The following is a 23,301-nucleotide window of genomic DNA, read 5'->3' as shown; positions in this document are numbered from 1 at the left end:
CCCGGCCTCCTTAAGATTTCTGGAACATGGCGAGCATGCGCCGTGTTACGAGGAAGCCGCCGAAGATATTGATCCCGGCAAAGAACACCGAAATCGCGGCCAGCAGGATCACCAGGAAGCTGCCCGATCCGATCTGGAGGACGGCACCCAGGATGATGATCGACGAAATCGCGTTGGTCACGGCCATCAGCGGGGTGTGCAGCGAGTGGCTGACATTCCAGATCACCTGGAAGCCCACGAAGACCGACAGAACGAACACGATGAAGTGCTGCATAAAGCTTGCCGGGGCCACGAGACCCACGCCCATCATCAGCGCCGCACCTACCGCCAGCAGGGTCACCTGCTGCTTGGTCTGCGCCTTGAACGCGGCCACTTCGGCAGCGCGTTTTTCTTCTGGCGTCAGTTCCGGCACCGTCTCTTTGGGCTTGGCGGCAATCGCCTGCACTTTCGGCGGCGGCGGCGGGAAGGTGATGTCACCCTCAAAGGTCACGGTCGCGCCGCGGATCACGTCATCTTCCATGTCATGGTTGATCTGACCGTCCTTCTCGGGGGTCAGGTCGGCCATCATGTGACGGATGTTGGTGGCATAAAGCGACGACGACTGCGCTGCCATGCGGCTCGGGAAGTCGGTATAGCCGATGATGGTCACGCCATTCTCGGTCACGATCTTCTCGTCCATGACGGTCAGCTTACAGTTACCACCCTTCTCGGCGGCAAGGTCGACGATTACCGAACCCGGTTTCATCGCGGCAACCATGTCCTCGGTCCACAGTTCCGGCGCTTCGCGGTTCGGAATAAGGGCCGTGGTGATCACGATATCGACTTCCGGCGCCAGTTCACGGAACTTGGCCAGCTGTGCCTCGCGGAACTCAGGGCTCGATACCGAGGCGTAACCGCCGGTCGCCGCGCCATCCTGCTGTTCTTCCTCGAAGTCGAGGTAGACAAACTCGGCGCCCATCGATTCAACCTGCTCGGCCACTTCCGGACGCACGTCGAACGCCAGGGTGATCGCGCCAAGCGAGGTCGAAGTACCGATCGCTGCCAGACCGGCAACACCCGCACCCACAACCAGAACCTTGGCCGGGGGAACCTTGCCCGCCGCCGTGATCTGGCCAGTGAAGAAACGGCCAAAGTTGTTGCCCGCCTCGATCACCGCGCGGTAACCGGCGATGTTGGCCATCGACGACAGCGCGTCCATCTTCTGCGCACGCGAAATACGCGGCACCATTTCCATGGCGATCACGTTCGCGCCCTTGGACTTGGCCACTTCCATGCCGTCTTCATTCCCTGCCGGGTTGAAGAACGAAATCAGCGTCTTGTCCTTGGTCAGGCGCTTCAGCTCGGTTTCATTCGGCTGACGCACCTTGGCCACGATATCCACCGCTTTCCACAAAGCAGCGGGGGTCTTGATGATCTCGACGCCCGCCTCTTCATAGCTGGCATCCGAGAACCCGGCTGCCAAACCGGCGCCGGTCTCAATGGCACATTCGTAACCCAGTTTCTGAAGCTGCTTGGCAGAGTCCGGTGTCATTGCGACCCGGTTTTCCCCGTCAAACACCTCTTTTGGTGTACCGATTTTCACGTTTCCTATCCCCCTTCGGTCAAAGAGCAAGATTATTTCACGCAACCCATGCTGCGGTTGCGAAAAGTTTTAACGACATCCCAAATGCTGCACAAGCAAAATGGCATCTCCCCGATTTCTGCGCCGCCACGTCATCACACCCACCGCCGTGTTTTCTGGCAATAGCGGGCGAAATCCGCACGGAACTTGCGGCGCAGACGGTTTTCTTCCGGGATGACAAAGCGCTTTTCGATGATCCAGACAAAGATCGGCACCAGCGGCACTGCAAGAACCGCATCCCAGTACAGGATCAATCCCAACAGGATCAGCGCATCCCCGATATAGATCGGGTTGCGCGTGCGCGAGAAAATCCCGCTTTGAACCAGACGATCCGCGTCGCGATGCGGGATCAGCGTGGTTTTCTGGCGGCGCATTTCCGTCACCGCAAGCAGCATCAGGACGATCCCGCCGCCCACGCAAAGCCCGCCAACAAGGTCGGCCCAGACCGGCCCGAAGGTCAGGCCCAGCGCATAGTGGCTGGCCTGAACCCAGGCAAGCACCAGCGCACCCGCTAGCCATGCGGGAGGAAGATCAATCCACTGCTTCATGGTTTATACGCCGCCGTCTCCGACCAGCCTCTCATGCCAGTCTGCAACACCACCACGTTCTCCCGCCCCAAAAGACGCGCCGCGAAAGTGGCCTGCGATGACAACGTGCCGGTATTGCAATAAAAAACCACCATTCCGCTGTCCGGAATTTCGTCAAGACGGGCAGCCACCTCGCGCCATTCCATATGCATGGCGCCCGGAATATGGCCGGCCTCGAATTGTTCGGCATCACGGGTATCGACAAAAGTCGCAGCTTCGAATACGTCCTGCGTCAGTTGTGCAGGAAGGATGATACCCGCCTCATAGGTGGCAAAATCCATATAGTCCTGAACCGCTTCGAGAACGATTTCCTCGTCCGCCAAAGCGGGCATGGCCAAGGCCAAAGCCAGAACTGCCGACACCAGTCGTTTCATGACATCTCCTTTAACGACGTTTACAGCGTCCGCAATGTCGTATTTTGACCCTGCGCAACAAAAAGGAAAAAGTTACGCCCGTGCCACAGCATTGGTACGGGCGTTTCGGGATTTACTCCCATTCCATCTCTTCGAACACGCGGCCTGCGTTTTTGGTCGCCAGTTCCTCGAAGGTATCAAGCGTCTTCCAGCGTTCCTGGTCGACATAATAGGCCCCGGCAAGGTCACCACCCTCATCGATATGCGCGCCAATCTTCTCGCGCAGATCCACCAGATAGTCGCGAGTATACCGACGCACCTGCGCAAGGTTGGTCGGGTGGCCATGCCCCGGAATGACATAGGTCGGTGCCAGCGGTTCCAGCTTTTCATCCCATGTCTCGATCCAGCAGCTGGTGCAGATGCCTTCGAAAATCGGCAACATGCGCTCGTGGAAGGCAATGTCCCCCGCAATCAGCATACCCCATTGCGGCAACCAGACCTGCGCATCCCCCGGATCATGCGAGGGGCCCATGTACATGACATGAAACTCAACCCCGCCCAGCGTGAACTTGTACTCGTCCTCGAACGACAGGTTCGGCGTGACGGTCCGCGTGCCTTCCGCCTTGTCACGGTTGTAACGCTCCATGCCCTGAAGGATGAAATCCGCCTCCGAGGTAAAGGCCTCGATGGCGTCCACATGGGCAAGGACGTCGACCCCAAGGTCCATCCAATAGGCATTGCCCAGCATCGCGTGCCCCTGCCCGTTTTCATTGATTACGAGTTTCACAGGCTGGTCCGTCACCGCCTTGATCTCGTCATGCAGCGCCTTGGCAAGCCGCACCGACGCCCCGCCATTCACCACGACAACCCCCTCGTCCGTCACCACGAAGGACAGGTTGTTGTTATGCCCCGAGTTCTCGTAGGTCGGCGGCGCCGTCGCCCCGATCGCCGAAAACACGTGCGGGATCACCTCGACCGGCTTGGAATAAAGCTCTGACTGCGGATACTGATCGGCAATGTCCTCACTGGCCAAAGCCGCGGTGCCAAGCGCCATCGCGGCGGCCCAAACTGCAAAACGAGTCATCCTCGCCCTCCCTGAAAATGTCACTCCCAAAGCAATAATGTACAAATTCGCAACTGTGAATAAGTAATAAAGTGACGGAACGGCGCACCTTGAAACATACCGGCGGGTATGTACCCTGCTTTCAAAACAGGGAGAGAGATATGCATCTGCAAGGAAAACATGCGCTTGTCACCGGCGGCGGCACCGGAATCGGCCTCGCCATCGCCCGCGCCTTGGCCGCTGAAGGGGCGCAGGTCACCATTACAGGCCGTCGCCAAAGCGTTCTCGAGGAGAACGCGGGCAACGGTCTGCACGCGCTTCAGATGGATGTGGCCAACGAAGACTCGGTGGTGAACGGCGTTGCCGCGGCCGTCGAAGCGCGCGGCCCGATCCAGATCTGTGTCGCCAATGCCGGCGTCGCCGAAGGCCGCGCCCTGCACAAATCCACGCTGGACGAATGGCGTCACATGATGGGCATTAACGTCGACGGCGCGTTCCTGACCATCCGCGAAAGCCTCAAGTCCATGGTCACCACCGACTGGGGCCGCGTTATCGGTGTATCTTCGATCGCGGGTCTGCGCGGTCTCAAGGGCGCACCCTGCTACTCTGCCTCGAAACATGCGCTGAACGGCCTCATCAAGGCCCTTTCGGCCGACTATGCGGGCAAGCCCTACACCTTCAACTCGCTCTGCCCCGCCTATGTCGACACCGACATCGTGACCTCCAACACACAGAAGATCATGCAGCGCACCGGCCTCTCCGAAGAGGAAGCCCACAAGCTGATGGTTGGCGTCAACCCGCATGGCCGCCTGATCACCTCGGAAGAGGTCGCCGAAGCCGCCATGTTCCTCTGCGCGCCGAATTCCGGCTCGATGAACGGACAGACCATTCAAATCTCCGGCGGCGAGATGTAACCTCGCCCCATGACCCGCGACGAGTTCAACACCTACTGCGCCACCTTCCCGGCAACATCCCACGTGGTGCAGTGGGGGAACTCCGACGTCTGGAAAGTCGCGGACAAGGTCTTTGCCATCTGTGGCTGGGCGGACAAGGTGGATGCCTTCACCTTCAAGGTCAGCGAAATCGCTTTCGAAGTGCTCCAGGAAACCCCGGGCATCCGCCCCGCCCCCTATCTTGCCTCGCGCGGCATGAAGTGGCTGCAACACTATGCGGCCCCCGGCCTCTCCGACGAAGAGCTGCGCCGGCACATCGCGATTAGTTACGAACTCGTCTCCAAGGGGCTGTCCAGGAAGAAACGGATCGAACTCGGCATCCCCCTCGAATTCCCGCCCCCGTCAGATTAACCCTTTGGCAACCTGTGTAAAACCGCGACGCGTCGGTATCGCCACCTCCGCAATACCGCCACGATACCGACGTAATACCGACGTTGGTTTTGCCTTGCCCCACACCGGTTAACCGATAGTGTGATGCCGCGCGAGTGAGGGAGCCAAAAATGACAAATTTCCAAGCCACCAAGGCCATGTTCGACCTGCCCGAAGGCCTTATCTATCTTGATGGGAATTCGCTTGGCCCCCTGCCCTCGGCCGCCCCCGCCGCCATGCAGGAAGTCATGCAAAATCAATGGGGTGAGATGCTGATCACCGGCTGGAACAAGGCCGGATGGATGGATCAGCCCACCCGCGTCGGCGACCGCATCGCCCGACTGATCGGCGCGGAACCCGGCCACGTCGTGATGGGCGATACCCTGTCCATCAAGGTCTATCAGGCCCTCGCCGCAGCCCTAGACCTCGCCCCAGAAGGCCGCAAGATCATCCTCTCGGATTCCGGCAACTTCCCCTCCGATCTCTACATGGCAGACGGGCTCGTCAAGTCCCTGAAACAAAACCACGAATTGCGCATCGTCGCGCCCGAAGACGTGGCCGAAAACATCACCGAAGACGTGGCCGTTCTGATGCTCACAGAGGTCGATTACCGCACCGGCCGCCTGCACGACATGAAGGCGCTCACTGCACTTGCACACGCGAAAGGCGTCGTCACGGTCTGGGATCTCGCCCACACCGCCGGCGCCACTGACGTCCGCCTGTCCGAATGCAACGCGGACTTTGCGGTCGGCTGCACCTACAAATACCTCAACGGCGGCCCGGGAGCGCCCGCATTCATCTATGTCGCCCCGCGACACGCCGACACCGCCCGCCCTGCCCTCTCCGGCTGGCTTGGTCACGACGCCCCCTTTGCCTTCGACCTCGATTACCGCCCCGGCGCAGGCATTGAACGCATGCGGGTCGGCACGCCGCCGGTTCTTGCCCTGACGGCATTGGAAAAAGCACTGGATATCTGGGACTTGACCACGATCTCCGACGTTCGGCAGAAATCCCAGGACCTGACATCCCTCTTCATTTCCGAGGTCGAAAGCAGGTGCCCGCAACTGCAACTGGCCACCCCTCGTGATCCCGCCCAGCGCGGTTCCCAGGTCTCATTCCACTTCGAACAGGGTTACGCCGCCATGCAGGCCCTGATCTCGCGCGGCGTGATCGGCGATTTCCGCGCGCCTGACATCATGCGCTTTGGGTTCACGCCCCTCTACATCGACGAAACAGACGTTCGCGCTGCCGTTGATATCCTCGAAGATGTCATGACCAATGCCCTCTGGGATCGCCCCGAGTTCAAGACGCGCTCGAAAGTAACCTGACGTTAAACCCTGCGCCTTAATCTCGCCTCAAGAGTTTAAGACCAATCAGCCAACCCAAAGAAAACAACATTCGGAAACTCTGAACGGTTTAGGCCGTGGCCCCATTTTTGCCGCAATCCGCGCCACAAATCTTAATCTTTCCTTAATACTCTCCGTTTTCCGCCAAAACGCTCCGTTACCAATTTGGAAACAATCGGACGATCCCGTCCCCCACAGGAGCGCGACCGAAGATGCCAAACGGTTATCTCGTCACATTGGAAAACGGCAGCCTCGACCCCACCGATTCCATCGGCGGCGGTCTTGTTTCCTTTTCCACCGATAGCGTTCTGGGCTCGGGAACCTGGGTCTGGTCCGGCACCTATGCTGGCACCACCTATACCAACACCTCGGAACCCGGCGTCTACTACCTCGCGACCAATGGAAACGTCTATTTCGTCCCCGACTATGGCCCGGTCGACACCATCACCAGTGCTTCGGTCACAAGTGCTCCGACCTTCAGTACCACGGACGGCGAGATCGACGGCACCGACGCAAGCGAAACCATCGACGCCACCTACTCTGACGCCGACGGAGACAGCGTCGACGGCGGCACCGGATCGGGCACCGGCGGACTTGGCGACAGCATCCGCGCCGCGGATGGCGACGACACCATCTCTTCTGGCGCCGGCAATGACACTGTTTATGGCGACGAAGGCAACGATCAGATCGACGGCGGAAGCGGCGATGACGTTCTCTACGGCGACGGCTTTGACAGCGGCGCTTCCGAAAGCCTGAACTGGTCCTCCGCGGGGGCCGACGAGAGCGACCTCAGCGGCGGCTTTACGCAAACCACGGGCGACATGGACGTTGCGGTCAGTTTCGAAACCACCGCACAAACCACTGGTATCACGGTAGAAAGCACCGAGACGGTCTACACCGAAACCGGCGAGCCCTTCGACGCCAACTCAAACCTCAGCCTGACCGGATCGGGCGTTGGCACCACCTCGACGACAAACATCGACTTTTCCTCGAACACCGATGGCATCAGCGACTCGGTTCAGGACGTTTCCTTCCGGATCAACGACATCGACCAATCCGGCTGGCAGGACATCGTCACCGTCAACGCCTTTGACGCCGAGGGCAACCCCGTCCCTGTCACCATCTCGCTGGACGGCAACGAAACCCTGTCCGGCAACACCATAACCGCAGGGGCCTCCTCGGACAGCAGCTCAAGCGCCAACGGCTCCGCCCTGATCGAAATCGCGGGTCCTGTGTCCTCGATCGAAATCACCTACGAAAACGGCGGTTCCTCCGGCCAGGCCCTCTGGGTCAGCGACATCCACTTCACCACGATGGTCGAAATCGGCAGTGGCAATGACTCCATCGACGGCGGATCAGGCAACGATATCCTGCATGGTCAGGACGGCGACGACACGCTGGTCGGTGGCACAGGTGCGGATCAGGCTTACGGCGGAGCCGGAGATGACCGTTTCGAAGTCAGCCACGGCGACACGGTCGAGGGGGGCGACGGTGATGACGTCTTCCTGCTTCTGGACCTTGGCGAAGGCAACACTGACGGGATCTCCATCACCGGCGGCGAAGGCGACGAAACCGGTGGCGACCTCCTTTATCTTGGCGACGTCGCAGACGTCAGCACCCTCGTCATCACATCCGAGGACAGCGTTGCAGGCGGCTATAGCGGCACCATCCAGCTCAATGACGGAACCGTTGTAACCTTCTCGGAAATCGAGAACATCTTCGACGAAAGCCTCAAGTCCGTCGTCTGTTTCACCCCCGGCACCCGCATCCTGACCGCGCAAGGGGAACGCCCGATCGAAAGCCTACAGGCGGGCGACCTTGTCCTGACCCGCGACGACGGGTTGCAACCAATCCGCTGGATCGGGGCCACCACCGTCGAAGGCCAGGGCGCCTTTGCCCCGATCTACCTTGGCCGGGACGCCCTTGAGGGCGCCAACCGCCCGCTGATCGTCTCGCCGCAACACCGCTTTCTCGTCGACGACTGGCGCGCGGATCTTCTGTTTGCAGAACAAGAGGTTCTGGTTGCCGCCAAGCACATGATCAACGACCACAGCGTGATGCAGCTGCCCTGCCCCAAGGTGACCTATATCCACATGATGTTCGACCGGCACCAGATCGTCTATGCCGAGGGCGTCGCTACCGAAAGCTTCCACGCTGCCGACTATGCGCTGTCAGGCATGGGGCCCGCGACACGCGACGCCATGTTCTCGGCCTTTCCAGAGTTGCGCGGAGATGTTTCGGCCTATGGCCCGACCGCGCGGACCTGTCTCAAGGCGCACGAGGCCCGCCTGCTGTTTCCCGCAAATGCCCCGCAACAACCCGACACAGGTCAGGCGCTGCGCAATACCCTCTGAGGCCGCCGTTCTTCGGCCCAAGCGCGCACAGCCGATCCAAACGCCTCGAACAGGGGGCGAGACACCGGATCGTTGGCGGCATCCCATTCCGGATGCCACTGCACCGACAAGGTAAAGCCCGGCGCATCCTTGATATAGATTGCCTCCGGCGTGCCATCCGGCGCATGACCGTCCACTTCAACACGGGTACCAGCCCGCTTGATCCCCTGCCCGTGCAGGGTATTGGTCATCACCTTCTGCGACCCCATCAACTCGTGGAATACGCCACCTTCCGAGAAGGTCACCACGTGGCGCAGCGCAAATTTTTCTTCCAGCGTGCCATCGGGCGGCATCCGGTGATTGTCACGCCCCGGCAGATCGCGGATTTCCGGATAAAGCGATCCCCCCATGGCGACGTTCACTTCCTGAAAGCCACGGCAAATCCCGAAAAACGGTTGCCCGCTCTCAACGCAGGCCCGCACCAGCGGCAGGGTGATGGCATCGCGCGCACGGTCGAATTCGCCATGCGCATCGGTCGCCACCTCACCATAATGCTCGGGGTGCACGTTCGGACGCCCACCCGTCAGCAAGAAACCGTCACAGATGTTCAGCAGTTCATCTACGGAAACAAAACGTGGATCAGCCGGAACCAAAATCGGCATACAGCCAGACACCCCTGAAATCGCTTCGGAATTCATGGTGCCGCCGGCATGCGCCGGGTACTGGTCATTGATAAGATACTGGTTGCCGATAATCCCTACGACGGGCCGTGTCATGGTGTCCTCGCGCCTTTAGTCGCTCTCAACATAAGCACGCCCCGCCGGAATGGCAAAGGGGATCAGGCCTCGCCGGTCAGACCGGCTGCCTCGATGCCTGCAAGAGCGGCAATCGCGTCATTGTCCGAGGTGTCACCGGTCACCCCAACCGCGCCGATTACCTCGCCTTTCTTGCCGCGCACAAGAACGCCACCGGGCACAGGGATCACCTGACCGCCGTAAACGCCGTTAACCGCTGCCATGAAATAGGCTTGGCCTTCCGCACGCGCCATCTGCGCCGTGCCTGCCATCCCCAGCATGACCGAGCCATAGGCCTTGCCGTGCGCAATCGCGAAACGCCCGGGAGCTGCCCCATCCTCGCGCTCGAACGCCTGTACGTTTCCGCCTGCATCCAGCACGACAACCGAAAGCGGTTTCAGTTCCAGTTCGCGCCCTTTTTCAAGCGCCTTACGAATGATTGTCCGGGCCTTACGGAGTGAGATGGCCATGAGATTTGGTCCCTTCAACGGAGATTTGAACATGTTGAAAAGGAGGGCGCGCGCCCTCCTTTTTGATTTTTTGCGTTACAAGCTGGCCTTCAACTCAAGGCGGCGCGCATGCAGTACCGGCTCGGTATAGCCCGAGGGCTGAACCCGCCCACGGAACACGAGGTCGCAGGCCGCCTGGAACGCCACGCCATCAAAGCCCGGTGCCATCGCGCGATACAGGGGATCACCTTCGTTCTGACGGTCCACGACACCGGCCATCTTCTGCATGGCCTCCATGACCTGCGCCTCGCTGACCACACCGTGATGCAGCCAGTTCGCCAGCGCCTGCGAGGAAATCCGGCAGGTTGCGCGGTCTTCCATAAGGCCCACGTCATGAATATCCGGCACCTTGGAACAGCCAACACCCTGATCGACCCAGCGCACCACGTATCCAAGGATACCCTGGGCGTTGTTCTCGATCTCTTCCTGGATCTCGGCGTCGCTCAGGTTTTCACCGCTCATAACCGGAAGGGTCAGCAGATCATCCAAAGTCCCGCGCGCGCCACCGGCCTTGATCTCGTCCTGACGGGCCAGAACATCAATCGCGTGGTAGTGCGTTGCGTGGAGCGTCGCTGCCGTTGGCGACGGCACCCAGGCACAGTTCGCACCGGATTTCGGATGGCCGACCTTCTGGTCCAGCATTGCGCCCATCATGTCGGGCATCGCCCACATGCCCTTGCCGATCTGCGCCTTGCCCTGCAGACCACAGGCCAGCCCGATGTCTACGTTGCGATCCTCGTAAGACAGGATCCAGGGCGTGGTTTTCATAGCGCCCTTGCGCAGGAAAGCCCCGGCTTCCATCGAGGAATGGATTTCATCGCCTGTCCGGTCAAGGAAACCGGTGTTGATAAAGGCAACGCGATGCTTGGCGGCGCGAATGCACTCTTTCAGGTTGGCACTGGTGCGGCGTTCCTCATCCATAATGCCGATCTTCACGGTGTGGCGCGGCAGGCCAAGGATGTCTTCAACCTTGTCAAAGATGCGATCAGTAAAACCCACTTCCTCCGGCCCGTGCATCTTCGGCTTCACGACATAGACCGAGCCATGCACCGAGTTCCCGCTGTCGCGCTGCAAATCGTGCATCGCGATCATCACGGTGGTCAGGGCATCCATGAGCCCTTCGCCGATTTCGTTGCCCTCGCGATCAAGCGCAGCAGGGTTCGTCATGAGGTGCCCCACATTGCGCACCAGCATCAGGGAACGCCCCTTTAACGATTTCTCCTCACCTTCCGGCGTAATGTAGGCAACGTCATCATTCAGAACGCGGGTAAAGCTCTTGCCGCCCTTGGAAACCTCTTCCGAAAGGTCGCCTTTCATAAGGCCAAGCCAATTACCATAAGCTACGACCTTGTCTTCGGCATCAACACAGGCAACCGAGTCTTCGCAATCCATGATGGTCGACAGGGCAGATTCCAATGTCACATCATTGATGCCTGCGGGATCGGTCGCGCCAATCGCACCACTGGCGTCGATTTCAAGGATGACATGCAAACCCTTGTTCTTCAAAAGAACGCGCGACGGTGCCGCCGCGTCGCCAACGTAACCCGCAAATTGGTCAACCGACTTCAAAGCCGGTGCCAGAACACCCCCTTCAACCGAGATGCCCGACACATCTTTCCACGAGCCCGAGGCAAGCGGAATCGCATCATCAAGGAACCCCTTGGCCCAGGCGATCACCCGCGCACCACGGTCCGCGTCATAGCCCTTTCCGGTCGGCAGGTCGCCCATCGCATCGGTGCCGTAAAGCGCATCGTAAAGCGATCCCCAGCGCGCATTCGCAGCATTCAGTGCAAAGCGGGCGTTGGTGATCGGAACCACAAGCTGCGGCCCGGGAACCTTGGCAATCTCGGGATCGACATTGGCGGTTTCGATTTCAAAGTCCGCGCCTTCTTCGACCAGATAGCCAATTTCCTTCAGAAACGCCTTGTATTCCTCGGCATCATGCTCTGCACCCTTGCGGGCCATGTGCCAGGCATCAAGTTTCTGCTGCACCTCTTCCCGCACCGCCAGAAACCTTCGATTTTCCGGCCCCAGTTCGTGCGCCAGTGCGCTTAGGCCCGACCAGTAGGCATCAGCCGATACGCCGGTCCCCGGCAAAGCACGTTCTTCGATGAAAGCCACAAGGGCCGGATCGACCCTGAGCCCATGTTTCTCGATACGTTCGGACATGACTATCCCTTCCAACTCCACTCTCTCGCGTCCCGATGTAGAACAGAAGTTTCCTATAGGCAACAAAATTGGTTATTTTTTCTTACCAAAGTTACCTTCAAGATTTTCAATCGAATATCAAACACTCTCCTTGAATTCAAAACAGCCAATTTTCGCCGCTTGAAGCCGCGCTCTATTCCATTAGGTTTCAACGCAACCACAACTCAGGAGTTCCCGATGCGCGATGCGGCCCCTCAGACGATCTATCTCAAGGATTACACCCCCTTCGGGTATCTGATCGACAGCGTCGATCTGGTCTTCCGCCTGCATCCCACCAAGACCCGCGTCCTCAGCACCATCCGTTTCCGCCCGAACCCGGATGCCAATGACAGGCGTTTTTTCCTGCATGGTGAACAACTTGAGCTGATTTCGGCAAAGATTGACGGCACCGAGGTTTCGCCCATGAAGGTCGAAGGCGGCATCGAAGTCACCGCCCCTGACGCCCCATTCACATGGGAGGCCGAAGTCGAGATCAACCCCGAAGCCAATACCGCCCTCGAAGGTCTATACATGTCAAATGGCATGTACTGCACCCAATGCGAGGCGGAAGGGTTCCGAAAGATTACCTTCTACCCCGACCGCCCCGACGTCATGGCCACGTTCAACGTGCGTATCGAAGGCGAAGAACCTGTTCTGTTGTCCAACGGCAATCCCGGTGCCAGCGGCAAGGGTTTTGCCGAATGGTCCGATCCATGGCCCAAACCCGCCTACCTGTTTGCCCTTGTGGCCGGAGATCTTGTCGCGCATCCCGACAGCTTCACCACCAAATCGGGCAACGCGGTCGCGCTCAACATCTATGTCCGCCCCGGAGACGAGCACAAATGTGCCTTCGGAATGGAAGCTCTCAAGAAATCCATGAAGTGGGATGAAGACGTTTACGGCCGTGAATACGATCTCGACATCTTCAACATAGTTGCGGTTGACGATTTCAACATGGGCGCGATGGAAAACAAAGGGCTGAACATCTTCAACTCGTCCTGCGTTCTGGCTTCACCCGAAACCTCGACCGATGCCAACTTTGAGCGCATCGAAGCCATCATAGCCCACGAGTATTTCCACAACTGGACCGGCAACCGCATTACCTGCCGCGACTGGTTCCAGCTTTGCCTGAAAGAAGGCCTGACCGTTTTCCGCGACCAGCAGTTCACCGCCGACATGCGCTCAGCCTCGGTGGCGCGTATCGACAACGTGCTGGCCCTGCGTGGCCGTCAGTTCCCAGAGGATCAGGGGCCGCTCTCCCACCCCGTGCGCCCTGAGAGCTTTCAGGAAATCAACAATTTCTACACGGCGACCGTTTACGAAAAGGGCGCCGAAGTCATCGGTATGCTGAAAACGCTTGTCGGTGACGAAGACTATGCCAAGGCCCTCGACCTTTACTTCGACCGCCACGACGGCGACGCCGCAACCATCGAAGACTGGCTGCAAGTATTTGAGGACGCCACAGGGCGCGACCTGACGCAATTCAAACTGTGGTATTCACAGTCCGGCACGCCACGGGTTGCTGTCCGCGAGGAATATGAAGGGGACACCTTCACCCTGCATTTGTCGCAGACCTCTGCCCCCACTCCGGGACAGGAAGAGAAACACCCTCAAGTCATCCCCGTTGCCGTCGGTCTTCTGAACCCCAATGGCGACGAGGTGATGGAAACCCGTGTGCTGGAACTGGACAAGGCAGAGCAGAGCTTTGCTTTCCAGGGCCACGCCACCCGCCCGATCCCCTCGGTCCTGCGCGGCTTCTCGGCTCCCGTTGCGCTCGAGCAGGATATCGACAATGACCGCCGCGCCTTCCTGCTGGCGCATGACACCGATCCGTTCAACCGCTGGGAAGCGGGCCGGATGCTGGCGCGCGACTCGCTGTTGAATGCCATCATCAACGACGCCGCCCCCAACCCGGCCTACCTTGACGGCCTCAAGGCCGTCGTGCGCGATGCCAACCTTGACGCCTCCTACCGCGCCTTGATGCTTGGGCAGCCGACGCAATCGGAACTGGCCGCGCTTCTGCATGAACAGGGCATCACCCCTGATCCGGCCAAAATCCACCTCGCAAGCGAAGCCCTGCGTGATGCCAAGGCGTCTGCGCTGGCTGACATTCTGCCCGATCTCTACAGCGACAACACCGTGACCGAGCCCTTCGCGCCGGACGCCGAACAATCCGGTAAACGCTCCCTTGGCAACGCCGCCCTCTCCCTCCTGACCCGTCTGGATGGTGGCGCGGCGGCGGCGAAACAGTATGCGGCCGCAGACAACATGACCCTGCAACTCGCCGCCCTCAGCGCCCTTCTGGACGCTGGCAAGGGCCAGGACGAACTGGCCGCCTTCGAAACCCAATGGAAGCACGACCGCCTTGTCATGGACAAATGGTTCAGCTTGCAGATCATTCAGGCCAAACCCGAGGCCGTGGCCGACACCACCCGCGCCCTGACCGAGCATCCCGATTTCGACATGAAGAACCCCAACCGGTTCCGCGCCGTCATGGGCGCGATGCAGATGCAGCACGCAGGGTTCCATCACGACAACGGCGCGGCCTATACCCTGCTGGCAGACTGGCTGATCAAACTCGACCCGCTGAACCCCCAGACAACCGCACGCATGTGTTCCGCGTTCCAGACGTGGCGGCGCTATGACGAGACACGGCAGGCGCGGATCAAGGCAGAGCTGGAACGCATTCTCGCAACGCCGAACCTCAGCCGCGACACCAACGAAATGATCACGCGGATTCTGGGATGACCCAGCCTCCGCTTGTCCACACGTCGTCAGGCCGCACGCCCCGCACCTGGATCGCCGTTCTCTTCGCCCTCGCGATCCTCGCCGGTCTCTATTCGGTCGGGACACTGCCCTGGCTTCTGGTTCTTTTTGCGCTTCCGATCCTTCCGGCGATCTGGGATCTGGTGAAGAACCCCACCACCCGGTTCGAACTGAATGACACGGCCATCCTCTGGCAGGCACCCGGCCAGGATGCAGAAGTCGGCCTGTCTCATATCGAAAAGGCCCGTTTTGATACCCGCTGGGACTTCTCTGTGCGCGTGACCCTGATTCTTGCGGGCAAACGCAAACAACGTATCCCCCAGAACGCAACGCCCCCGCATCAACTCCTTGAAGAGGCGATGAAAGCACGTGGCATCAAGGTAGAGAGACACCATTTCAGGGTGATCTGACTGCGCTATTTGCACGCCAAAATCGCCAGCAACATTCCCACAAGGTGCCATGTTTCGGCCTGAATGCTCCGTCAAGTTGTATCGCAACGGATGGAGCCTGAACCCGAATGTCACTGTTTTCTAAACCAACGTCCAAGATTGCCGACCTGCTATCGCCCTCATTACGTGCATTTTCGCGCAAGCCCTCTGAAGTTTCCGTACCCGGCCCCGCCCTTGCCCCCGGCAACGTGACCTACCGCAAGATGCTCGGACAACTGCATATTCCCGTGATTTCGGCACCCAAGGACCAGAAGGAAGGCGTTATTGCGCAAGAGCTTGGCCTACGCTGCGCCCGTCAGGAGGAATGGGGCGAATTGGCCAACCGGATTTATGACGCTGACCAGTGCCGCGATACAACGCAGGCCGGCCTCGCGATTGCCGAACTGCTGGCTTATGGTGCGCGCTCGGATGTGGTGCGCGCCGCCGAACACTCGCTTCTGCATGGCCGCCCCGCCAATGACTCACAATTCTTTCATGGCGTAGAGGCCCTCGAGTCCGTTCTTGAAGACCATCCCGACTGCTATCCGCTGGCCCTCGTTGTCGCTCACATGCACATCGATATTGGCTGGGCATGGCGTGGTGCGAAATCCAATGAAGACATTCACCCGATAAATCGCGAAGCCTTCGAGGCGCATTTCGAACGCGCCCAGACCATCCTCGACAGTTTCAGCCCCGAAGCACAGGGATCACCTGCCCTGTCTGCCGCCCGCTGTGCCCTGTTACCCGGTCAGACCAACCCCGCGCTGTACCTGTCGCGCGAATTCGAACGTCTGATCGACCTTGATCCAATGAACCCGCGCCATATGCGGGCGCTTGGCAACTACCTCCTGCCGCGCTGGTACGGAGATTTTCAGGCCCTCGATCTCGAAGCCCGCCGCACGGCAGCCCGCACCTACGAAGACTGGGGCGCTGGCGCCTATGCCTGGGTCTGGTTCGATGCCGTATTGGTCGATCCCGACGGCTTTGACATGATCGAGATGGACTACTTCCTCGATGGTGTGCGCGACATCCTCGCCCGCCGTCAGGACCAGCACGTTGCCAACCTGCTTGCGGCCCACCTCTATCAAAGCTGGCAGATCGCGCGTTCACGCTACAACGAAACGGGCCAAAACCCCGAGATCGCGGCCAACCTGCGACAGGGGTTCGAAGACATCATCACGCATCACCTGCGCGAGGTGCATCCGCTCATCTGGGGCCACGCGGAAATCGGCTTCGAAAACACCGCGCGGATCATTTCGGAAGAGCGTCTCGCCGACAAGGGTCGCCAAACCGCCCTCAAGGCCGTGGCCATGCCCTTCCTCAAGCGCCTTCAGGAAGGGCACACGGTCACTTTTGGCCCGGATGGCATCACCCAAAGCAACTCCTGAGCCGCCTGCCCTCTTGCTCCTGTCCAAGCTCTGCCCTAGAACGCGATCCAATTGCGTTCAAAGGAGTCTGGCATGCTCGACCTGACATATGAATCCCCCAAGCCCAAGATCGTCGCTGGCGCCAAGCAGGACTGGGAACTGGTCATCGGTATGGAGGTCCACGCGCAGGTCAGCTCGAATGCCAAGCTGTTCTCGGGTGCATCCACCAAGTTCGGCGCCGAGCCGAACTCGAACGTGGCCTTCGTTGACGCGGGCATGCCCGGCATGCTTCCGGTCATCAACGAGGAATGCGTCGCACAGGCCGTGCGCACGGGTCTTGGCCTCAAGGCGGACATCAACCTGTTCTCCGCTTTCGACCGCAAGAACTATTTCTACCCCGACCTTCCGCAGGGCTACCAGATTTCGCAGCTCTATCACCCGATCGTGGGCGAAGGCGAAGTGCTGGTCGAAATGGGCGACGGCACCGCACGCAACGTGCGCGTCGAGCGCATCCACCTTGAGCAGGACGCGGGCAAGTCGATCCACGACATGGACCCGCACATGTCTTTCGTCGATCTCAACCGGACCGGCGTTGCGCTGATGGAAATCGTTTCGCGTCCCGACATCCGCGGACCGGAAGAAGCCGCTGCCTATATCGCCAAGCTGCGCCAGATCATGCGTTACCTCGGCACCTGCGACGGCAACATGCAGAACGGCAACCTGCGCGCAGACGTCAACGTCTCGATCTGCTCGCCCGGCGCCTACGAGAAATACCGCGAAACCGGTGATTTCGGCCATCTCGGCACCCGCTGCGAGATCAAGAACATGAACTCCATGCGCTTTATCCAGCAGGCGATCATGATCGAGGCCGAGCGCCAGATCAAAATCGTCGAAGCCGGTGGTGAAGTCGAACAGGAAACCCGCCTCTACGATCCGGACAAGAACGAAACCCGTTCGATGCGCTCCAAGGAAGAAGCCCACGACTATCGCTACTTCCCCGACCCCGATCTCCTGCCGCTCGAGATCGAGCAAGGCTGGGTCGACGACATCGCCGCCAACCTGCCGGAACTGCCCGATGCCAAGAAGGCCCGCTTCCTCGAAGATTTCGGCCTGAGCGACTATGACGCCTCGGTTCTGACCGCCGAAGCCGAAAACGCCGTCTATTTCGAAGCGGTTGCCAGCGAAGCAGGCGACGGCAAACAGGCCGCCAACTGGGTCATCAACGAACTGTTCGGCCGTCTCAAGCGCGAAGACCACGACATCACCGAAAGCCCCGTATCGCCCGTGCAACTGGCCGGTATCATCAAGCTGATCAAGTCGGATGCCATCTCTGGCAAAATCGGCAAGGACCTGTTCGAAATCGTCTACACCGAGGGCGGCGACCCCGAGCAGATCGTTGAAGAGCGTGGCATGAAGCAGGTGACCGACACCGGCGCCATCGAAGCGGCGCTGGACGAGATCATCGCCGCCAACCCGGCGCAGGTCGAAAAAGCCAAGGTGAACCCCAAGCTCGCGGGCTGGTTCGTGGGTCAGGTCATGAAAGCCACCGGCGGCAAGGCCAACCCGAAGGCTGTAAACCAGCTGGTCGCCCAAAAGCTGAACACCTAATTTCACGCCCCAAGAAAAGTCACGTCGCGTCGGTGCCCCACCGGCGCGATATTTTTTTGCGCCGTCCCCGGTTTCTCCCTAACGTGACGGCAAGAGATCAACCAAAGCAGGCTTCTCATGCAATTCGACGCCCCCTTCCTCTCCGACTTCATGGAGCTCGAACAAGATTGGATCGACTATAACGGCCACCTCAACATGGCCTATTACAGCGTGCTGTTTGACCGTGGTGTCGATCAGATCTGGGAGCGTCTGGGATTTGGTGCCGGGTACCGCGAGAAACGGGGCTTTACCACCTTTTCGGCGGAGTTCCACATTTGCTATCTCCGCGAGGTGCATCTGGGCAGCCGCGTACGGGCCTCGTTCCAGCTTCTGGATCACGATGAGAAACGGTTTCACTTCTATCAGGAGTTGATCCACGAAGACGGTTGGATTTCCGCCACTGGCGAGGGCCTTGGCCTGCACATCGACATGAGCGGCCCAAAAGTCGCCCCCATGCCCGAAGACATTCTGCAAAACATGCGCGCTTTGGCGAAAGCACATGCCGACCTGCCCGTGCCCGACCGCGTCGGCAGGCCTATGGGAATTCCCAAGAAACCAACGTGAACCACCGAAACTCGGATGCAGACGGACACACTTCCGCCTGCTATAGTCATGTCATTAAGTGACTGAGCCGATTTCGGAATGACGAACTACGAGTACAAAGTTGTGCCTGCCCCGGACCGGGGAAAACGGGCACGTGGGGTAAAGGGCACGAATGGGCGGTTTGCCCATGCGCTTGAGTGTGTGATGAACGAACTGGCCGCTGATGGCTGGGAATACTGGCGCTCGGATACGCTGCCATGCGAGGAAAGAACCGGCCTGACATCCAGCCGGACATCCTACAAATCCATCCTGATATTCCGCCGTTCAACGTCGGCCGAGGCAGAGGACCTACAGGCTCCCTTCGAACAACTGGCCGAGGCCGTTGCCCGCCATGCGTTGCCAGCGGTGCCAGTGCCGTCAATTCCGGAACATCACCTCGCCGAAGAGACGCCATCAGAGGAAGACGTGCAAACGCCCGCTCGCCTGCCCGAAGAGGCTACTCCCGAGGCGGCGGAGGCTGAAACTGCGCCAGAACAGCCCCAAGACGTCGAGGAAAGCGAAGCTCCCGAGACAGCCGGATCCGAAGCAGCGGCCCAGTTTCCCTGGAATTCGACCCTTCCCGAAGACCAGCTTCCTGAGCAGTTCGACTGGCAAAGATCCCCCGAAGACGGGCATTTGATGCTGACGGACCCTGTTTCGATACCCGAAAGGCCTGCGCCCAAAGCTGCTCCGAAAGAAGGGGCGTTTGTCTCAGATGCGGCAGCCTCCACCCGCTTTGTTCCGGATGAAGACGAAGGCAGCGATGACCCGTTCCCGAATGCTCTCCCTGCCGCTCTCCTGGCGCGTGCGCGACGCGTTTCGGACGAGGGCGAGGCCAAGCCTGACAAGAAATCAGACCTCGCAGCCGAATAGCCCTCAGACGTCGATGTCCAATGCCAGCGCGTGAATTCGCGCCACCAGTTCCGCCCCCAGCGCCTTGTGAACGGCCCTGTGACGCGCAATACGCGTCAGCCCCTCGAAGGCCGAAGACCGAATCCTGACATTGAAGTGACTTTCGCCACCTTCCTGATAGCCCGCATGGCCGCGGTGACGCTCGCTATCATCGACGACCTGCAACTCGCTTGGCGCAAAGGCCGCTTCCAGCCGAGTATGAATTTCCTGTGTCACTGACATTTTTTTGCCCTCAGCCTCTTCTATCTGCCGCCGGTTAGACTAAACTCTGCGCCCTGAGTCGAAAAGGTGAGTCCATGCCAAAAGAAGATCCATTCGGTTTCGATATGTCCGTGTCTTCTGCCAAGAAGAAGAACCCGCGCGGGCGGCGCAGCATGTCTGGAGCCAGTGAAACCTCGACCCGTGTATGCGAACATGAGGGGTGCAACGAACCTGGCCTCTATCGCGCCCCAAGGGCGCCAGACGTGCTGGATGAATTCAAGTGGTTCTGCAAGGAACACGTTCGCGAATACAACCTGAAATGGAACTTCTTCGACGGCAAGACCGAAGCCGAGATGAATGCCCAGAAGTCGAAAGACAAGGTGTGGGAGCGTGAAACCAAGACATTCACCGACCCCGAAGCCCGCGCCTGGGCCCGCCTTGGCATCGAAGACCCGCATCAGGTTCTTGGCGCCAACGCGACACAGAACCCCGGTAAGGGTGCCGGCGCTGGCCGTCGTCTGCCGCCCACGGAACGCCGCGCGATCGAGATCCTCGAAGCCAAGGACACCTGGACCAAGGCCGAGGTGCGCAAGGCCTACAAGAAGCTGATCAAGGTACTGCACCCGGATATGAACGGCGGCGACCGCAGCCAGGAAGAACAGCTTCAAGAGGTTGTCTGGGCATGGGACCAGATCAAGGACAGCCGGAATTTCAAATAAGGTTCGACAGGGCGGCCAAACGGTCGCCCTTTCTTTTGGTGCAGTTAATTTGAAACCTGCCCCTGCCCTATCCCTTAGGACAAGGATGGACGGAGACTTTCATGGAACGGCTTGGACGATTTTTCATTGATCGCCCCGTGTGGGTGCTTGGCCTTGTTCTGGCCGCACTGGCCGGGCTGCCTCTGGCCCTCTGGCAGGACATGGACGCCCTGTCCGACAACCACATGGAACGCCAGACCCAGAGCATGAACGCCATCCTGTCGGCTGTACGCGCCTACTATGCCGAAAATGTCGTTGACCCGGTCAAACTGCACGATGGCAATTCGCTCGCGATGCACAATTACCGAGACACGCCCGGCGCCATCCCGATCCCTGCGACGCTTTCGATTGAACTCGGCCAACTCGTCGCCGATGCAGAAGAAGCGGTCACGTACCGGTTTGTCTCGGACTTTCCCTTCATGAACCGCACCGCTCACGAACTCTCTCCATTCGAAAGCCAAGCGCTTGAAACCTTCCGGACCAACCCCGAGACCCGTGAAATCGTCACCATGGGCGGCGCCACGTTCTTCGACCATACCCTGACACTGGCCACGCCCATCCTGATGGAACAGGCCTGCGTCGATTGCCACAACGCCCACCCGGAAAGCACGCACAAGGATTGGGCCGTTGGCGACGTGCGTGGCGTTCAGAGCGTTACCATCAATCAACCGATCGCAAGCAACCTCTGGGCCTTTCGCTGGATGCTCACATACCTCGCGCTTGCCGGAACGGCAGGCCTTGTTTTCGCGGCCATGCAATTTCGCCTGGCCCGCTCATTCAGCCAGATGAACAACGAACTGGCCGCGAACAACAGCTTCCTGGCCGATGTTTCGCTCAAGATTTCCAAGTATCTGCCGCCACAGGTCTACCGCTCGATTTTTTCCGGTGAAAAGGATGTCACCATCTCGACCGAGCGCAAGAAACTCACGGTTTTCTTTTCTGATATCAAGGATTTCACCGCCACAACGGAACTCTTGCAGCCGGAAGAACTGACCGAATTGCTGAACGAATACTTCACCGAGATGAGCAAGATCGCCGAAGCCCACGGCGCGACCATCGACAAGTTCATCGGCGACGCCATCGTCGCATTTTTCGGCGATCCAACCACCAATGGCACCGCCGAAGATGCCCGCGCCTGCGTTCGCATGGCACTTGAGATGCAGTCGCGGCTTGACGAACTGGACGATGTCTGGCGCGCCAAGGGACTGGAACACCCCTTCCGCGCGCGCATGGGCATCAACACCGGTTACTGCAACGTGGGCAACTTCGGATCTGACGCGCGGATGGACTATACCATCATCGGGGCCGAGGCGAACCTGGCGGCCCGCCTTGAGGGCATCGCCGAACCCGGCGGTATCGTCATGAGCTACGAAACCTATGCCCATGTCCGCGACCTGATCGAAGCCGAAGCCCTTGAGCCGACACGCTTCAAGGGCATCGCCCGCGACATCACCCCCTACCGCGTTCTGCGCAAGACAAAAGGAACGGCCCCTATTCCCAAGGGCGACAAACTTGTCGTGGACCTTGAAGGGATGAGCGAAACCATGCGTGAAAAGGTGGCACAGGCCGTTCACGAAGCGTTGCACAAAACGCAAGATGCAGGGTGACGCAAGCGTCACCAAACCGAAAACGAACTGTTACATCCGCTTGCTAGCCGATTTGAAGATGCCGGGCACAGGCACCGTGCCGGGCGCGTTCAAAGGAGCCCTCTTGCCGTGCTGTTCGACATTTTCTCCACTGCCCACACGATTTCCCTCATCACCGCAATCCTGTCTGCGCTGGCCCTCGGCGGTCATCTCTCGCTCAGCCTCGCACGCCCGGACCTTGGCCTCTGGCCCGCCTCTGATGGTTGGCGCCACCACCTCGCCTTTGGCCTGTTCCGCCTGTTCTGCGGCGCGACCGTGATCTTTGCGCTCTGCGAAATCGGCGTCAATGGATGGGGCCACTGGCTGCGCTATGCCGTGGGTCTCCCTATCATGATCACGGCCTTTGGCATCACCCTTTGGGGCTATCGCTTTCTTGGCCTCGACAACACCTATTGCGAGAGCGGCGGCCTCGTCACCGGCGGCATGTACGCCTATTCCCGCAACCCCCAATACGTGACCTCGGTTCTGGCCACCGTCGGCCTTGGCATCACCAGCGGCTCTTTCCTGACACTTGGCTTCGCCGCCACCCTCTTTGCCCTCTATTTCCTCTTTGTCCTCAACGAGGAACGCTGGCTGGTAAAAGGCTATGGACAGGCCTTTCACGACTACATGCGCTCAACGCCCCGGTTTCTTGACGAACGCAGCCTGATGCGTGCGCGCAACGACCTGCGCCTGTCACTCTGATCACGCTTTGCAAAAATGCCCGAAGCGCCCACAATTCGCGGGCGCTTTTGCAATGCCGGGTTCGCGTTATATATCCAGTTCTGGAACATTCACCACGTCACGAACACATTCCGCGCTCTTCCTCTTGCTAACGTTCCAAAGATCAGGCACGAAGTGCGGGTTTGAACCCCTCACCCAGGGCAAGGCATAAGGACA

At 59.6% G+C, this 23,301-nt stretch carries 21 protein-coding genes; 13 read left to right on the top strand and 8 right to left on the bottom strand.

Going from position 1 to position 23,301, the window contains the following annotated elements:
• Positions 1-10 precede the first annotated feature (10 nt).
• The 4 genes from NNA36_RS06110 to NNA36_RS06095 all read right to left on the bottom strand — a co-directional run bounded on the left by NNA36_RS06110 (position 11) and on the right by NNA36_RS06095 (position 3,645).
• Positions 11-1,582 (bottom strand): Re/Si-specific NAD(P)(+) transhydrogenase subunit alpha, encoded by a 1,572-nt coding sequence (locus tag NNA36_RS06110; RefSeq protein ID WP_255105265.1) that lies wholly within the window; start codon positions 1,580-1,582, stop codon positions 11-13.
• A 134-nt stretch (positions 1,583-1,716) separates the two neighbouring features.
• Entirely contained in the window at positions 1,717-2,169 is a 453-nt protein-coding gene (locus tag NNA36_RS06105; protein ID WP_255105264.1) for an isoprenylcysteine carboxylmethyltransferase family protein, read from the bottom strand.
• Positions 2,166-2,582 carry a rhodanese-like domain-containing protein gene (locus tag NNA36_RS06100; protein ID WP_255105262.1) on the bottom strand — a complete coding sequence of 139 codons (417 nt, stop codon included), beginning with the start codon at positions 2,580-2,582 and terminating at the stop codon, positions 2,166-2,168. The genes NNA36_RS06105 and NNA36_RS06100 overlap by 4 nt, the downstream gene beginning before the upstream one ends.
• A 112-nt stretch (positions 2,583-2,694) precedes the next feature.
• On the bottom strand, positions 2,695-3,645 hold the full coding sequence (locus tag NNA36_RS06095) for an MBL fold metallo-hydrolase (protein WP_255105260.1): 951 nt from the start codon (positions 3,643-3,645) through the stop codon (positions 2,695-2,697).
• Positions 3,646-3,785: 140 nt separating this feature from the next.
• Here NNA36_RS06095 and NNA36_RS06090 point away from each other — a divergent pair, with 140 nt between their 5' ends.
• The 4 genes from NNA36_RS06090 to NNA36_RS06075 all read left to right on the top strand — a co-directional run bounded on the left by NNA36_RS06090 (position 3,786) and on the right by NNA36_RS06075 (position 8,646).
• Positions 3,786-4,538, top strand: a complete 753-nt coding sequence (locus tag NNA36_RS06090; RefSeq protein WP_255105258.1) for an SDR family NAD(P)-dependent oxidoreductase — start codon at positions 3,786-3,788, stop codon at positions 4,536-4,538.
• A 9-nt stretch (positions 4,539-4,547) separates the two neighbouring features.
• Positions 4,548-4,928 carry an MmcQ/YjbR family DNA-binding protein gene (locus NNA36_RS06085; protein WP_255105256.1) on the top strand — a complete coding sequence of 127 codons (381 nt, stop codon included), beginning with the start codon at positions 4,548-4,550 and terminating at the stop codon, positions 4,926-4,928.
• Between the two features lie 149 nt (positions 4,929-5,077).
• Complete coding sequence (gene kynU, locus NNA36_RS06080) at positions 5,078-6,274, top strand: kynureninase (protein ID WP_255105254.1); 1,197 nt, start codon at positions 5,078-5,080, stop codon at positions 6,272-6,274.
• Positions 6,275-6,504: 230 nt separating this feature from the next.
• A complete protein-coding gene (locus NNA36_RS06075; RefSeq protein ID WP_255105252.1) occupies positions 6,505-8,646 on the top strand; it encodes a Hint domain-containing protein in 2,142 nt (713 codons plus the stop codon).
• Here the strand turns inward: NNA36_RS06075 and NNA36_RS06070 are convergent.
• The 3 genes from NNA36_RS06070 to NNA36_RS06060 form a co-directional block, all read right to left on the bottom strand.
• Positions 8,622-9,401 carry a gamma-glutamyl-gamma-aminobutyrate hydrolase family protein gene (locus tag NNA36_RS06070; protein WP_255105250.1) on the bottom strand — a complete coding sequence of 260 codons (780 nt, stop codon included), beginning with the start codon at positions 9,399-9,401 and terminating at the stop codon, positions 8,622-8,624. The genes NNA36_RS06075 and NNA36_RS06070 overlap by 25 nt on opposite strands.
• Positions 9,402-9,463: 62 nt before the next feature.
• Positions 9,464-9,889 carry a heme-binding protein gene (locus NNA36_RS06065; RefSeq protein ID WP_255105247.1) on the bottom strand — a complete coding sequence of 142 codons (426 nt, stop codon included), beginning with the start codon at positions 9,887-9,889 and terminating at the stop codon, positions 9,464-9,466.
• A 75-nt stretch (positions 9,890-9,964) separates the two neighbouring features.
• Positions 9,965-12,097, bottom strand: a complete 2,133-nt coding sequence (locus NNA36_RS06060) for a malate synthase G (protein WP_255105245.1) — start codon at positions 12,095-12,097, stop codon at positions 9,965-9,967.
• A gap of 216 nt (positions 12,098-12,313) precedes the next feature.
• Between NNA36_RS06060 and pepN the strand changes: the two genes are divergently transcribed.
• The 6 genes from pepN to NNA36_RS06030 all read left to right on the top strand — a co-directional run bounded on the left by pepN (position 12,314) and on the right by NNA36_RS06030 (position 19,778).
• A complete protein-coding gene (gene pepN / locus NNA36_RS06055) occupies positions 12,314-14,863 on the top strand; it encodes an aminopeptidase N (protein ID WP_255105241.1) in 2,550 nt (849 codons plus the stop codon).
• Positions 14,860-15,291 (top strand): hypothetical protein, encoded by a 432-nt coding sequence (locus NNA36_RS06050; protein ID WP_255105239.1) that lies wholly within the window; start codon positions 14,860-14,862, stop codon positions 15,289-15,291. Before pepN ends, NNA36_RS06050 begins: the two co-directional genes overlap by 4 nt.
• A gap of 107 nt (positions 15,292-15,398) precedes the next feature.
• Complete coding sequence (locus tag NNA36_RS06045) at positions 15,399-16,697, top strand: hypothetical protein (RefSeq protein ID WP_255105237.1); 1,299 nt, start codon at positions 15,399-15,401, stop codon at positions 16,695-16,697.
• Positions 16,698-16,769: 72 nt separating this feature from the next.
• Positions 16,770-18,284 (top strand): Asp-tRNA(Asn)/Glu-tRNA(Gln) amidotransferase subunit GatB, encoded by a 1,515-nt coding sequence (gene gatB, locus NNA36_RS06040; RefSeq protein ID WP_255105235.1) that lies wholly within the window; start codon positions 16,770-16,772, stop codon positions 18,282-18,284.
• A gap of 117 nt (positions 18,285-18,401) precedes the next feature.
• On the top strand, positions 18,402-18,887 hold the full coding sequence (locus NNA36_RS06035) for a thioesterase family protein (RefSeq protein WP_255105232.1): 486 nt from the start codon (positions 18,402-18,404) through the stop codon (positions 18,885-18,887).
• A 78-nt stretch (positions 18,888-18,965) separates the two neighbouring features.
• On the top strand, positions 18,966-19,778 hold the full coding sequence (locus NNA36_RS06030) for a DUF4177 domain-containing protein (protein WP_255105230.1): 813 nt from the start codon (positions 18,966-18,968) through the stop codon (positions 19,776-19,778).
• Positions 19,779-19,781: 3 nt separating this feature from the next.
• Here the strand turns inward: NNA36_RS06030 and NNA36_RS06025 are convergent, their stop codons facing one another.
• Positions 19,782-20,039, bottom strand: a complete 258-nt coding sequence (locus NNA36_RS06025; RefSeq protein WP_255105227.1) for a BolA family transcriptional regulator — start codon at positions 20,037-20,039, stop codon at positions 19,782-19,784.
• Between the two features lie 74 nt (positions 20,040-20,113).
• On the opposite strand from NNA36_RS06025, the gene NNA36_RS06020 reads away from it, so the two are divergent.
• The 3 genes from NNA36_RS06020 to NNA36_RS06010 all read left to right on the top strand — a co-directional run bounded on the left by NNA36_RS06020 (position 20,114) and on the right by NNA36_RS06010 (position 23,106).
• On the top strand, positions 20,114-20,737 hold the full coding sequence (locus NNA36_RS06020) for a J domain-containing protein (protein ID WP_255105224.1): 624 nt from the start codon (positions 20,114-20,116) through the stop codon (positions 20,735-20,737).
• Positions 20,738-20,838: 101 nt separating this feature from the next.
• Entirely contained in the window at positions 20,839-22,383 is a 1,545-nt protein-coding gene (locus tag NNA36_RS06015) for an adenylate/guanylate cyclase domain-containing protein (RefSeq protein WP_255105222.1), read from the top strand.
• 108 nt (positions 22,384-22,491) lie between these two features.
• Positions 22,492-23,106: a PEMT/PEM2 methyltransferase family protein gene (locus tag NNA36_RS06010; protein ID WP_255105220.1), complete on the top strand. Its 615-nt coding sequence runs from the start codon at positions 22,492-22,494 to the stop codon at positions 23,104-23,106.
• Positions 23,107-23,301: the final 195 nt, after the last annotated feature.

Source organism: Shimia sp. CNT1-13L.2 (genome assembly GCF_024331145.1).
GTDB lineage: Bacteria > Pseudomonadota > Alphaproteobacteria > Rhodobacterales > Rhodobacteraceae > Shimia.
This window is presented reverse-complemented; position numbering and strand designations above follow the sequence as displayed.